Source organism: Marinomonas sp. 63XJN7_9_ISO-PGPR-S23-217 (assembly GCF_056173515.1).
Genome location: NZ_CM149678.1, coordinates 95,092 through 108,934, shown reverse-complemented (window position 1 = coordinate 108,934; position 13,843 = coordinate 95,092). Strand labels below are relative to the sequence as shown.

The window sequence follows — 13,843 nt, the reverse complement described above, 5'->3', positions numbered from 1 at the left end:
GGTCATAATGACATATTTAAAGCGTTATGACTTGATATAAATCAGGTCATTATGACTCTTTTGAAAAACCAAAAAACAGTAATGATCTGAAAAATAAGGAATTAATTTATTGGCACAGCTTTCGCTATAACAAGAGTAAATCAAACCGTAACTGTCCAATAACGAGGGCTATCTGATGTTATCTCAACAGCACATCGACACAGTAAAAGCGACCATTCCACTTCTTGCATCTGCGGGTACTGCCATCACAGAGCATTTTTATAACCGTATGTTTACCCACAACCCTGAGCTGAAAAACGTCTTCAATATGACCCATCAGAAGACTGGCCGTCAGCCTGCGGCCTTATTCAATGCGATTGCCGCTTATGCCACTTACATCGACAATTTAGAAGCATTAACCAGCGCGGTAATGCGCATTGCCCACAAACACACCAGCTTCAATATTCAACCTGAACAGTACGATATTGTCGGTCATCATTTGATTGAAACTCTGCGTGAACTGGCACCCGATGCCTTCACCAAAGAGGTCGAAGAAGCATGGACTGCTGCTTACGTTCAGCTTGCGGAAATTTTTATCAAGGTGGAAGGGGATTTATACAAAGAACACGCAGCACAAACGGGTGGCTGGGAAGGCTTCCGTCGTTTCCGTGTGGCATCCAAAACACCAGAATCTGAATTGGTCACCAGTTTTGTCTTAGAGCCAGTAGATGGCCAAGCGGTGATCGACTTTCAGCCAGGCCAATACTTGGGCGTGAAGCTACATCCTAAGGGCGCAGAATTTGATGAAATTCGCCAATACTCTTTATCGACAATGTCCAACGGCAAAAGCTACCGCATCAGTGTCAAACGTGAAGGCCAAGGCGATACAGCGGGCGTCATGTCCAACTACTTACACAACCATGTTGAAGTGGGCGATGAAATCGGCGTCATGCCACCAGCAGGGGACTTCTACTTCCAAGACAAAGGCACGCCTGTGGTCTTGATCTCAGGCGGCGTGGGCTTAACACCAATGCAAGCAATGCTAGACACTCTTGCCAAACAGAACTATGGCCAGCCTGTGAGTTACTTGCACGCCTGTGCACATGAAGGACTACATTCTTTCAAAGACCATGTTAACGGCTTAAAAGGTGCTCTAGATTTGTCTGTATATACTTGGTACGAACGTGCCCATGAGTTGGCTGACAGTGAGTTTGAAGGCAATATGCAGTTAGACGATATCAAAGCGAACTTGCCTCTGAGTAATGGCGAATTCTACTTGTGTGGTCCAGTAGGCTTTATGATGTTTGTGAAGCAGCAATTGCTGACATTAGGCGTGGAAGCAGATCGTATTCATTACGAACTATTTGGCCCACATCAAGAGGTTTGATAACCCCTCCCTAACCCTCCGAACAGAAAGCCTATACACCTACCCCTAGTAAGAGAGAGGTGTATATGGTTTACAACTCATCGCTTATCTACCAACGACTCTTGGCCGAGTTTCAGTGCTTGATCTTGTTGTTCAACGCTAATGAAGGCTGGACGTGAGGTGATGCGTTCAATATAAGCGTCAACGACTGGGTTCGTCGTAATCAATCCAAACATACGACACCATTTCAAGCTTATACCCCAAAGGATATCGACAGCGTAAAGCTGTTCTCCCAGTAAATAAGGGCCTTTAGCTATTTGATCGAACACAGTTTTTAGCATTTTGCCAAAACTACCGTAGGACGAGTGGAGAGCATCAACGGGAGAACGATTAAAAGCTTGATCGATCATGGCGGGTTCAAAACTGCTGCCTTGGTAGGCCATCCAGCGTAAATAGGCACCGCGTTTAGGATCACTGAAGCCAGGAGCCAATCCTTTTTCAGGAAACAGGTCAGCCAAGTATAGGTAACAAGCCACTTGTTCGGTCACAACGGTCCCCTTATGGACAAGCGTAGGGAATTTACCCAAGGGGTTTATAGCCAAAAACTCCGGTTGCTGATTTTCTCCTGCTGTTAAATTCAGAACTTCCATCTCATAGGGTATGCCTAATTCTTCCAGCAGAACCCAAACGCCACTGCTTCGAGTTTGTGGGGCGTGATATAGAGTAATAGTGTCGTTGTTGCGAAGAATGTTGCTCATGTCAGTTGCCTCAAAATTTGTTGTAAGTAATGGTGACTACATGAGCTATGTTAGAGACTAAAGCTGCCACCTTATGTCAGGTATTTCCTTTATACTGGCAAAATAAAATTCGCTTGGCACTATAAAGGAGAATCTCATGCGAGCCAGCCGAATACTGAAACTTCTGATGATGTTACAGTCCCATGAAAAGGTTACCGCTCGCGCCTTAGCTGACGCCTGTGAAACGTCGATCCGTACTGTATATCGGGATATCGATGCACTTAGCGCAATTGGGGTTCCAGTTTACAGTGAACAAGGAGTACAAGGTGGCTATCGGCTGCTACACGGTTACCGTACTCGTTTAAACGGGCTTTCTGCCAATGAAGCCGAAATATTGTTTCTAGCAGGTTTATCTGGCCCAGCTCAAAAGATGGGGTTAGACACGACGCTTGCCGATGCGCAATTAAAACTAAAAGCCGCGCTGCCGGAAGACTTAAGACACGAGGCGGATCGCTTACAAAGCCGATTTTTATTGGATGCTCCGAACTGGTTTTCTGACGATGAAAAGGTTGCCTACTTGCCAAAGTTGATGACAGCCGTGTTGGAGCAACGGCTTATTGCCATGCAATATCAGAGTTGGAAAGGAGAAATAAAGCGTCAGCTCCAACCTCTGGGGATCGTTTTAAAGGGCGGACAGTGGTATTTGATCGCGAAAGTAGACCGTGATATTCGGACATATCGCGTATCCCGTATTGAATTGCTGACGTTACTAGATGAAAACTTTGAACGCCCCAAAGACTTCAACTTAGTCGCGTTTTGGCAAGATAGTTTACGTCGTATGGAAACACTCCAATTTCCAATTATCGCCGAGGTGCGCTTAACGGTGTTGGGTGTGAAGATCATGCAACACGTGTGCTCTTCTTATGCTGTGAATCAGGCAAAGATTGAACCTGTGGATGATTCGGGGTGGCATCGTGCTAGGTTTCCAGTGGGAGACACACCGTATGGTTGTACTGAGCTGTTGCGTTTTGGGGCGGAACTAGAAGTCCTCGGCCCACCCGAACTACGCTTGGCGATGGAGGAATTGGTATCGTCTTTGGCTACGCTTTATCGCTGACATGCATCTCTGGGCTAAGCCGCGCTCTGATAAACTAATTCCTAAATCATTAAGAATAATCAATTGGGTTAAAAAACTGCATGCTATTTTGAGTACATAAATAACTCGCTGCGATAAGCTATTTCTAATAGTCCTTCTTTTTCATATCGTGTGATCAGATCAGTAAGCTGATTAATAAAGGCTTCACCATGGGCAGTAATTGCTCGTTGCGCTTGTGTGGAGGAACGGCTCATACCAATAAATGCATCGGATGGAATCGTCATAACCCAATCATGTGTATGTAAAGTCACATTGCTTTTTGACCCAAACTTTCTTTCATCTCTTGTAAAAAGTCGAATTTCCTATAGTAACGAGAGTACCCTGGACTCATGTGCTCCAAAAGGGACTCATACTCATCCAGAAAGTCACTTCCTTCAAAATACCGATTATTTTGGATAACACCAAAAATACCTCCCACCTTCAGTCGACGGTCAATGGCAGACAGTAAGCTTGGTCGGTCCATCCACTGAAAAGATTGCGCAGCAATAATCAGGTCAATACTCTCCAGCCCAAGAAGAACGTCTTCAGCTTTACCTTTATGCCAGTTAGCATCAGGAAACTTTCTTTTCCCATGATCAATCATGTCGGAGGAGATATCGATAGCATGGTAATGATGTGCTCTCCCTAACACCTCAATCATCGACTCCAAAGCAATCCCAGTCCCCGTACCAACATCAACCAGCGTTAGATCTTTACGATGCTTCAATGACGCCAGCAACGTCTCAAATAAAACACGAGGATAGCGAGGCCGATAGCTGTCATAGTCATCGGCCAACCCATCAAATTTTTCCTTTTGTTCATGTTTTATAGCCATACTAAGAAATCTCTCTTGAAACACTAGTTGTAAATGATCGAGTTTTATATCATCAAGCAGGAACTGTTAAGCAAATAGACATTTCTCGTCTTGCATATCGTAACTTGTTACTCGTTCGAATAAGCGTTTTACAATAAGGAAAGATAACCGAATGATTCAACTAAATCAGTTACCCTTAAAAATGTGGGTATGGCTTGGCGCAAAACAGCTTTCGGATATCAGTGCATTTATAAATACAATTGTGATTAGTGTTTATGCCCTTTCATTATATGATGACCCAATAATACTCGGATTTATCCTCGCCTTAAAAATGTCAGGCTCCGTGATGGGAGCATTTTTGACACCCGTTTTATCTCGTTTTTGGTCTCATCGAATCATTCAAACAGCATCTGACTATGCAAATGGAATAATAATGCTTGCTCTAGCTTTTAGTCCAGAATCAACTCATCCAGCCCTTATTGTTGTGCTGCCTTTTTTTATGGGCCTATTTCAAGGCACATTCCATGTTTCACTCTATACACAAGTTCCTCAGTTTCTAGGTGCTAACTTTCGTCATCAGATGAATAGCCTTTTGGCCTCGATACATGGTATTGCAGTTGTGATAGGTGGTATTTTAGCAGGTATTTTATATGATTTTTTGCCTGTCCAAATGATATTTCTGATAGATGGTGGAACCTTTTTGTTATCAGGTGTTATATTTTTTGCTTTACGAATAAATAGCAATCAGCTCAAAATATCAGCTTCTGATAGACCCTCTTCTAAACCAGAAAAATTTGACATGGTTATGCTGAAGAACATCTGGATGATAGTTGGCGTTATCTTTATAGCACGTTTTATTGAGGCATTTGGCTCATCAACTCATAATGTCGGCTTTCCAATCCTATCAAGAGAATTCAGTCTAGAAAACCCAGCCTTTCTTGTCGGATGGATTATGGCTTTATGGGGCGCAGGTAAAATTTTTGCATCAGTTATTACACCAATGGCTGTAAATAAACTAAAACTATATTATTTAGACGAATCAAGCATTTTCATCTGTTTTTTAGCAATCACATTTCTTCTTTTCCTTGGCGTATTTTGGTCTAATAGTCTATGGATAATTTTGTTATTTTCATTTCTTGCTGGTATATTTGATGCCGCAACGGAAACCGTTTATTACGCCATTCTACAGCACTCTCCCGAAGGGTTAGCGACAGATCGTTTGATCAGCATATCTTATTTTATTGAACGTGCTGGTATGGGTCTCGGTATATTATTAGTTGGTTATGCATTCTCTATTGCATCTACCAGTACAGTAAGCGGTATATTCTATTTAGTCTCAATCATCTCTAGCTTATTTTGCCTGGGGATCACTATAACTAAGGCTAAAGAGAAAAACTAAATAGGCCAGTTTTGCTAGGGAAGGTAGGTGATGTTTTTAACCCATTATCGGTTCGCAGCACTTGATGAAGATGAGTCATCTTAAATGTTTCTGTCTCTCAATTCCCTTACTACACGAAGCCGATAATTATGTGGCTTGCTTAAACGGCAGCATTTCATGGGTATCTTGATGGTATTCCCGCACAGCTTGGGCTTCTTCTTCACAAAAGTTACCAATGGCTTCGCGAAAGCCTTCGTGGGCGATGTAGTGGACGCTGTAACTGAATACTGGCTCGAAACCACGGGCAATTTTGTGTTCCCCTTGAGTGCCTGGATCAAAATGCTGTAACCCTTTTTCCAAGCAAAACTCGATGCCTTGGTAGTAGCACGCTTCAAAATGCAGGCAATCCACTTCTTCCACACAGCCCCAATAGCGGCCATATAAAGAATGGTCATCGAAGAAACACCAAGAAGCGGCGATTGGCTCGTCGTTTTTATAGGCTTGTACTAAGAGAATCTGCTCGCCCATGGTTTCAGCTAACTGTGCGAAAAATTCGCGAGTCAAATAACCTTGCTGTCCACGTTTGGCGTAGGTAGATTGATAGCACAGGTAGAAAAAGTCGATTTCCGCTGGCGTTAGTTCACTGCCCAAGGTTCGCGTCAGTGTGACCCCTTGTTTAGCCACTTTATCACGCTCTTTACGAGCCGCTTTACGCTTGCGACTGGCAAAGTGCGAAAAGTAATCTTCCATGTCTTGATAGCCCCGATTGAACCAATGGAACTGGCAAGAGATACGCTGCAGCAGGTCTTCGTTATGACGAAATAAATCCGCATGTTCTGGCTTGGTAAACAACAGGTGCCAGCTGGAAAAGCCGCGTTCTTGGTTCGCTTGGGTCATAACATTCGCAAGAGCAGGGTACAGATGGGCAAACTCAGCATCATCCCCCTTTGGGTCCATATGGGAGAATAATCGAACGCCCGTCACTGGCGAAAACGGCACCGCCCAAATACGTTTCGGAAAGTAGTGCATACCATAACGCTGGTAGGCATCCGCCCACGACCAATCAAAGACAAATTCTCCTTGGGAGTGCGTTTTTAAATAGGTCGGGGCAATGGCAAGAGGCGAGTCATCCTCGTTCATCACCAGAAGATATTCAGGATACCACCCCGTACCGTCGCCAATGCTGTGACTTTGCTCCAAGGCTTTATGAAAAGCAAACTGCGCAAAAGGATAACGGGTCTCACCAATGGCCGCTTGCCATCTTGCTTCACCTATTTGATCGACCGAATTAAACCATTGCGCTTTCATACCGCTTTCCTTTTTTGCCTATGTCGCTTAACCACTTCACAGATTAACCAACTTATGTCACCGATTAGTCAGCGGCTTTCATTTGCTGACGCATTTCGTCCACCAAGCTGGCGGTTTCTGGACGTACCTGACGCCACAGGTAGAAAGACTCAGCGGCCTGTCCGACTAACATGCCAAGGCCATCGGCTCCCGTCGCGCCACGCTCATAAGCCCATTGCAAAAAGATGGTTCGCTCTTTGCCGTACATCATGTCGTAACACCAAGTCTGCTTGCCAATCAGCTCGTCTTTTAGTGGCGGTAAGTGACCCGATAGACTCGCCGATGTGCCGTTGATGATGACATCAAAGTCGCCTTGAAGCGCCTCAAAAGACGATGCCAAGCAATCGAAATGCTCCGCTAAAGTCTGGGCTTTTTCTACGGTACGATTGGCGATGGTGACAGATTCTGGCTGCTCGTTTAGCAAGGGTTCTAAAACGCCACGTACCGCGCCACCCGCACCAATCAGCAAGATGCGTTTGTCTTTTAACGACTGGCCGTGGTTTTCGGTAATATCTCGCACCATGCCCACACCATCGGTATTATCGCCAAACAAATCGCCATTTTTGCCCATTAATAACGTATTCACTGCACCAGCTTGCTTCGCGCGTTTGCTAAGAATATCGCACATGGCAAAAGCACGTTCTTTAAAGGGCACCGTAACATTAAGACCTTTTCCCCCTTTGGAAAAAAAGTCACGTACCTGCACTTCAAAATCAACCTCGTCACCAAGTAACGTCGAATAGACCATTTGTTGGCCTGTTTGCTGAGCAAAATGCGCGTGAATACTGGGTGATTTGCTGTGCGCAATGGGGTTCCCGACAACGGCGTATTGATCCAAAATAAGTTTACTCCTTTTCACAAGATGATTCAGATAGCGTCAGCCAATCCCTTGAAGTGAGATAATAATCCGTTAACTTCGCTTCTTCGCTATTCGGCTCTACCTCATAACAGTAAGTCCAACGCACTTCGGGTGGTAGTGACATCAAGATGGATTCAGTTCGCCCCACACCGCTTTGCAAACCAAAATGTGTACCACGGTCAAATACCAAGTTGAATTCCACATAACGACCACGACGGTGCAGCTGGAAATCACGCTGTTGCTCGTTGAAATCATGGTCCTTGCGACGTTTTAAAATCGGCATATAAGCCTGAGAATAGGCATCACCCACCGCACGCATCATGCCAAAGCAATGCTCAAAACTGCCTTCATTAAAATCATCATAGAAAAGACCACCGATACCACGCGGTTCTTGGCGATGCTTCAGATAGAAATACTCATCACACCATTTTTTGAGCCGTGGATATAAATCCTCACCAAAGGGAGCCAGCGCATCGTAAGCGGTTTGATGCCAATGGATACAGTCTTCGTCAAACCCATAATAAGGGGTCAGATCAAATCCACCGCCAAACCACCATACTGGTTCCATACCGTCTTTTTTTACTACAAACAAACGCACATTGGCGTGGGAGGTGGGTGCAAAAGGATTATTAGGATGGATGACCAACGAGACACCCATGGCTTCAAAACTGCCACCAGCAAGTTCCGGACGACCTGCTGTGGCGGATGGCGGCAGGTTTTCTCCCATCACGTGAGAGAAGTTCACTCCGCCTTTTTCGATCACAGTGCCACCGGCAATCGCACGGGAGCGTCCACCACCCCCTTTGGGGCGATCCCAGGTGTCTTCACGAAAACGCGCCTCGGGCTCAAACGCTTCTAACTCCTCACAAATACGATCTTGAAGGGCTAATAAGTACGCTTTTACCGCAGTGATGTCATCATGACTGATTGGGGGGTGTAACGCGTCTGACATTGAGAGCTCCATATACAACTAATACCTACTAAGCCAATTATCTGACAGGCGAACAATCGGCTGCCGAGTAAATAAGCTTAAACTTGTGAATGGAGTTTACCATTGAAAGAAGAGGAAAAAAGAGTGAAGGAGGAGAAGAGTGTGAAAAGAAACACATAGAGACCTTTACTCGACATTACGAGCAAAGGTCTCACACTGATTAATACAGCTTAGACCCATCCGGACGGCTGCGAAGCAGGTTCAAAATCCACATATATTGTTCGGGGTGTTCGGCGATCAAGGTTTCCATGGCTTGATTCATGGCGATAGCGTCTTGCTCTTCATTCCCCGTGGGAAAGTTTTCCAACGCAGGTAATATGAACAACTCATACTGGCCATTTTCCGCGTTATAAGTTGGTAACATCGGAACCACCACTGCTTTTGTTAATTTGGCAAACTTGCCAAGCCCTTTCATGGTGGCTTTTTGAGCACCGAAAAAAGGCACAAACACAGAATGCTGGGGGCCTAAATCTTCATCGGGTAAGTAATAGCCCAAATAGCCTTCCTTCACCGATTTCAAAAACGGCTTAATGCCCACTTCACGAGGGTAAATTTTACCGCCATATTGCATACGCTGTTTATGGATCAGCCAATCGAGAATCTTTTGTTTCTGCGGCTTCATCATGGTAGAAACTTGATAGCCTTTCGCCGCAATCATCACCGCAGCGTAATCAATGGCCCAGCAGTGCGGTACCAACGCGATGATTTTTTCCCCACGATCTAACAAGGGTAGCAAATGCTCCGCCCCAATCATCGATCCTTTAGACTGATTATGGCGCTTACTCCGTACTAATAAGCCAGCGTAGCTAAGGTAAAATTGCAGCGCCGTCTCACAGCAACGATTAAGAATATCCTCCCGTTCTGCAAGGGATTTTTCGGGAAAGCATTGCTCTAAATTGATTCTAGCCCGCTTGATGGTCGAGCTGCTTTTACGCGTGACAAGAAGGTGTGCCATTTTGGATGCCAGCTTATCCCGTATACGAAACGGCACAAACGCTAATGAAACGGCGAACAGCAAACCAATCCATGTCAGCCAATATTGTGGAAGTAGAAAACGCCACTCAAAAGTGGGATTGTGAACATACTTATCTTGAATACTCATATATAACCGAAGTAATTGTCTTCAAATAGTCGGCCATATTACCCTAATTCAACTGGCCCTCAAAACACTAACAGAGCAAACCAATTTTTTCGTGTAATACCGTGTAATACCCACAACGCCCCAACTATTGTAACGTTTGGTGAATCTAGACCATTTGGACAAGCGTTATGTCTATCTTCCACGAACATCAAGCACCAAGCCCACAAGAGCTGGACATTATGGTGTTTATTAACCTTAAAAAAACCCTCAAAAACAATTCGCTACAAGGCTCCGCTTTTATGATGGATAACAACCCAAACAGCGAAGGAGAGGGTTCGACGGCGTTATGCTCATTTGCAACCCTAGGACAAACCATTAATTGGTCGGTTCATCCCTTGAATATGAATGGCTCGGATCAAGCTTGGAATCAAAGCGGTGACTGTTCGGTATCCATTCACCGCATTCTCTTTGAAGACGCCCAAGTTGTGAACTTGGACGAATACGTCTCAGACCGTGACCAGCCAACTAAGACCGTTCAGGCAATCTCTAACTTATCTGGAAACATCTCGAATAAAAAACAGTTAGTAGGAAAATACCGATATCGGTTACAGTTAAAAATACAATCGAAGAGCAAACGATTTACTCCCAAATATTTTGTGATCACCTCTGCAACTTTAGCCATTGCCGAACAAAAACAACAGGCTGCCTAAGGAAGGCGCAGCCAATTATCCTAATACCCACCTTGTTTCTCCTTTCGTGTAATACCGTGTAATACCATTTTTGACAATCACGACTAGCCTTTCTTAGGTGATGTTCAACATCACAGATTTACTCTCAACTATCAGAAACTATCCCATTGCAATAAAAAAAATAAAAAAAGAAAAATGGATAATTTTCTTAATACTTAGCGAAGGAAAGGAAAGATGCAATCCATTATTGAACTCGTAAAAGGTCACACCGACATTAGGAGACAAGCAATCAATATGATTGTCAGCGAGAACCGCTTATCAGACGCTGCATCCGAGGTACTGGCCAGCGATCTTGCTTCACGCTATGCCGCCCCCTTTTATGCTGGCACCTCGATTTCTCAAGAAATCATGTCGCAAACCACGGCAAAAGCCCAACGCTTATTCAAAGTCAAACATGTGAACCTATCGCCCATTTCAGGCAGTAACAGCTTGATGGCGGTGGTCTTCGCACTCACCAATCCTGATGATAAAGTTGGCCGTGTGCCACCTTTTTTCCCTGGTGGCGGCTATCCGTTTAACTATGAAGTCTTCCATCGAGTGTCTTTACCCTTGCCTTTTTCAGACGAGAACTGGCAACTCGATGTGCCCGCAACGTTGGAATTACTCAGTAAAGAACAGCCCAAACTGGTCATTCTAGGCGCCTCAATCTACACACGTCCCATGCCCGTCAAAGAAGTCGCCGAAGTGGTTCATTCCTACGGTGGCATCTTAGCGTACGACAGCTCCCATAGCTTGGGGCTAACGGCTGGCGGACAGTATCAGGACCCATTGGGTGAGGGCGCAGACCTTATCTTTGGCTCTACGCATAAAACCTTTCCAGGCCCTCAAGGGGGCATCATTCTTACCAATAGTGATGAGCTAAACGATAGAATCGATGTGGTCTCGAACTTTACCCCATTAAATGGCCCCACCATGATCTGTAACCCACATCTGGCACGTATTGCCAGTATGGGCATCGTGATAGATGAAGTGCCTTGGGAGCAATACGCGGCACAAATCGTTGAAAACTCGCGCGCGTTTTCTGATGCCCTAATCGATAATGGCTTTGAAATGCGTGGGCAGAGCAACACAAACTTCAAACACCTCACTTATTGCCATCAAGTGCTTCCCAAACTAGAGAGAGAGCAGGGCATAGCACATCGAGATAAGCTCGCCAAACACGGTATCCATGTGGATGGCTTTATGCGCATCGGTACCGCTGAAATCACTCGCCTGGGTTACACCGCCGAAGACTGTACTCACCTTGGCAACTTGATGAGTCAAATCGTTCTTTCAGATAAAGCGATACTACCGGAGCTAAAAGAAGAAATAGGCAAAATCAATGCCGCGCACCAAACCATCATCATGTAGAGCACGGACAACTCAACCACAAACTTAATATGGAGATAAAGTAACATGACTAACCCAAACAACACCTATGACACTGTGATTATCGGCTCAGGCTTTGGCGGTAGTGTGTCAGCACTGCGCATTAGTGAGGCTTATAAGAAGAAAAACGCCTCTAAAACCAATGATAATAACAAGCCCATTCTACTGATAGAACGAGGCCAGGACTGGTGGGGAGATTTAACCGGAACCCCTGTTTCAGAACCCCCTTTTTGTACATATCGTCAGCCCGATGGACGATCTACTTGGATGAGCAAAGTAGAAGCCTTTGGCACCCCACCAGAAAACCCAAGCCTTAACGATTTGCCACTCAACTTCAACGATGGGACAACATCGAAACGCCCTGTGAGTGTATTTCCAGGATTGGTTGAAACCATTGAAACCAAAAACATGACGGTCTGGGTCGGAGCAGGTTTGGGTGGTACATCACAGGTATACAACACCTTCTTTGAAAAACCCTCACCCAATGCCTTTAACTTAGCATTTCGCGACCCAGAAAAACCTGATGCTGCAGACTCTTTGCTCACTTTTGATAAGGTGGCCCGTTTTTACGATACCGTAGAAACCGTCATGACTCCGACAGAGATGACAAAGGACATCCTCAACTCGGAGGCCTATACATCGACAAGAGTGTTTCGCGCCCAAGCAGGCAATCTGAAAACGCAAATGGATGACCCAGCGTTAATCGAAAAAACAAAGTCGCTCCCGCCTAAAATCAATAAAAACATTTTTCCTCTTAAACAAATGGATGCCCACTTAAGCACCTTATCCCTCGATTGGGGCGTTGTTGAGCACGAGATCAAAGGCGACATGCTGCCTTCGGCCATCATTGGTGAAATGTGGTACGGCATGAACAGCTTCTCTAAGTCAGACGGTAGCATGAAAGGCATTAAAAAAAGCTTGGATCAAAACTACCTCAAACAAGCGCAGGATTTAGGTTACCTTGATATCCAATGCTTAACAGAAGTGACCCAAGTCGTTTACAACGGAGACAAAAAGCACTATCGAATTTATGTCAAACAATTCCACATCGATAAAAAAACCAGTCAACTGACGGGGACAACAGAAACCTCTTACGTAGCGAAGAACGTCATCTTCTCGGCTGGCGCCATGCATACCCCTCGATTGTTGCTGGAGTCTGCCAATAAAGCCAATCCTATTAATCTTAATCAAAAGGGTTTACCCACCTTGCATAAAGATGTCGGTAAATTCTGGGGGCAAAATGGTGACCTATTTGTCACACAAAGCACCACAGAATTCACCCGACCCGCCAACGGTGGGCCGGGATCTGCCGATGCCACCTTTAGCTACCTGGATAATAATGCCACAGTAGACAAAGGCATTGATTTTATTAAAACCCATCATGCCTCTCCTTATTCCAGAATAGCGGTGTACCCTGTTTGGTATGAGGAATCCGTTAACTTACAAAATACTCTGATGATGGGCGTTTGTATGGATACCGCCCCGGGGCAGTTTACACAACAAGCAGACGGTAGCTATCAACTAGACTACCCGAGTACCCAACTTCATAATGATGGAACCAGTGAGGGCTTATATTATGAAGGCGGTATGGCGGATTCCATCAATACCGCTTGGAATACCCTGCGCCTTTGGAGTGCAGCAAATAGCGATACAAGTAATCCCCAGAAAAAGCCTCTGATCCCATTCAAAGGCTACCGTGGGGCCTTCCACTCCAATACCACAACACAGCATCATGTTAATCAGTTAAAAGAGGTAAATGCGATTACAGAACAGGATGATTACCTAGAAAACTGCCTGTTTGATATCGCCTTTGGCATGACCCCCCATCCTCTGGGAGGCTGTGTACTTGGTAAAGCCTGTGATGAGTACGGAAGAGTAAGAGACGCGGATGGAAAGAAGATACCAGGGCTTTACGTGGTTGATGGCTCATTAATTCCAGGCTCGGCCGGTGCCTGTACACCCGCATGGACCATCGCCGCCGTCGCAGAGTACTGCATGGCAAAGGTAGCCGATGAAATAGCCGCAAAAGGAGATTGATC

The 13,843-nt window shown here is 45.2% G+C and carries 13 protein-coding genes; 6 read left to right on the top strand and 7 right to left on the bottom strand.

Annotation, left to right across the window (positions count from 1 at the left end):
* The first annotated feature begins 175 nt into the window (after positions 1-175).
* Positions 176-1,366 carry an NO-inducible flavohemoprotein gene (hmpA, locus tag AC0VYI_RS00470; protein ID WP_475446533.1) on the top strand — a complete coding sequence of 397 codons (1,191 nt, stop codon included), beginning with the start codon at positions 176-178 and terminating at the stop codon, positions 1,364-1,366.
* Positions 1,367-1,443: 77 nt separating this feature from the next.
* Here hmpA and AC0VYI_RS00465 read toward each other — a convergent pair whose 3' ends face one another.
* On the bottom strand, positions 1,444-2,103 hold the full coding sequence (locus tag AC0VYI_RS00465; RefSeq protein WP_475446531.1) for a glutathione S-transferase family protein: 660 nt from the start codon (positions 2,101-2,103) through the stop codon (positions 1,444-1,446).
* 136 nt (positions 2,104-2,239) lie between these two features.
* Here AC0VYI_RS00465 and AC0VYI_RS00460 point away from each other — a divergent pair, with 136 nt between their 5' ends.
* Positions 2,240-3,199: a helix-turn-helix transcriptional regulator gene (locus tag AC0VYI_RS00460; RefSeq protein ID WP_475446529.1), complete on the top strand. Its 960-nt coding sequence runs from the start codon at positions 2,240-2,242 to the stop codon at positions 3,197-3,199.
* 83 nt (positions 3,200-3,282) lie between these two features.
* Here AC0VYI_RS00460 and AC0VYI_RS00455 read toward each other — a convergent pair whose 3' ends face one another.
* Together AC0VYI_RS00455 and AC0VYI_RS00450 are read right to left on the bottom strand one after the other, a co-directional pair.
* Positions 3,283-3,462 (bottom strand): hypothetical protein, encoded by a 180-nt coding sequence (locus AC0VYI_RS00455; RefSeq protein ID WP_475446527.1) that lies wholly within the window; start codon positions 3,460-3,462, stop codon positions 3,283-3,285.
* Between the two features lie 23 nt (positions 3,463-3,485).
* Positions 3,486-4,052, bottom strand: coding sequence for a class I SAM-dependent methyltransferase (locus AC0VYI_RS00450; protein WP_475446525.1), 567 nt, complete (start codon positions 4,050-4,052; stop codon positions 3,486-3,488).
* A 151-nt stretch (positions 4,053-4,203) separates the two neighbouring features.
* Here AC0VYI_RS00450 and AC0VYI_RS00445 point away from each other — a divergent pair, with 151 nt between their 5' ends.
* Positions 4,204-5,430, top strand: a complete 1,227-nt coding sequence (locus AC0VYI_RS00445) for an MFS transporter (protein WP_475446523.1) — start codon at positions 4,204-4,206, stop codon at positions 5,428-5,430.
* A gap of 126 nt (positions 5,431-5,556) precedes the next feature.
* Here the strand turns inward: AC0VYI_RS00445 and AC0VYI_RS00440 are convergent, their stop codons facing one another.
* The 4 genes from AC0VYI_RS00440 to lpxM form a co-directional block, all read right to left on the bottom strand.
* Positions 5,557-6,717, bottom strand: coding sequence for a GNAT family N-acetyltransferase (locus AC0VYI_RS00440; protein WP_475446521.1), 1,161 nt, complete (start codon positions 6,715-6,717; stop codon positions 5,557-5,559).
* Between the two features lie 64 nt (positions 6,718-6,781).
* Complete coding sequence (aroE, locus tag AC0VYI_RS00435; protein WP_475446519.1) at positions 6,782-7,594, bottom strand: shikimate dehydrogenase; 813 nt, start codon at positions 7,592-7,594, stop codon at positions 6,782-6,784.
* Positions 7,595-7,601: 7 nt separating this feature from the next.
* Positions 7,602-8,567 carry an oxygen-dependent coproporphyrinogen oxidase gene (gene hemF / locus AC0VYI_RS00430; RefSeq protein WP_475446517.1) on the bottom strand — a complete coding sequence of 322 codons (966 nt, stop codon included), beginning with the start codon at positions 8,565-8,567 and terminating at the stop codon, positions 7,602-7,604.
* 199 nt (positions 8,568-8,766) lie between these two features.
* A complete protein-coding gene (lpxM, locus tag AC0VYI_RS00425; protein WP_475446516.1) occupies positions 8,767-9,708 on the bottom strand; it encodes a lauroyl-Kdo(2)-lipid IV(A) myristoyltransferase in 942 nt (313 codons plus the stop codon).
* Between the two features lie 167 nt (positions 9,709-9,875).
* On the opposite strand from lpxM, the gene AC0VYI_RS00420 reads away from it, so the two are divergent.
* The 3 genes from AC0VYI_RS00420 (at position 9,876) to AC0VYI_RS00410 (ending at position 13,841) form a co-directional block, all read left to right on the top strand.
* Positions 9,876-10,397 (top strand): hypothetical protein, encoded by a 522-nt coding sequence (locus AC0VYI_RS00420; protein WP_199475686.1) that lies wholly within the window; start codon positions 9,876-9,878, stop codon positions 10,395-10,397.
* A 213-nt stretch (positions 10,398-10,610) separates the two neighbouring features.
* On the top strand, positions 10,611-11,786 hold the full coding sequence (locus AC0VYI_RS00415) for an aminotransferase class I/II-fold pyridoxal phosphate-dependent enzyme (protein ID WP_475446514.1): 1,176 nt from the start codon (positions 10,611-10,613) through the stop codon (positions 11,784-11,786).
* Between the two features lie 45 nt (positions 11,787-11,831).
* Positions 11,832-13,841 (top strand): GMC family oxidoreductase N-terminal domain-containing protein, encoded by a 2,010-nt coding sequence (locus AC0VYI_RS00410; protein WP_475446512.1) that lies wholly within the window; start codon positions 11,832-11,834, stop codon positions 13,839-13,841.
* The last annotated feature ends 2 nt before the right edge of the window (positions 13,842-13,843 follow it).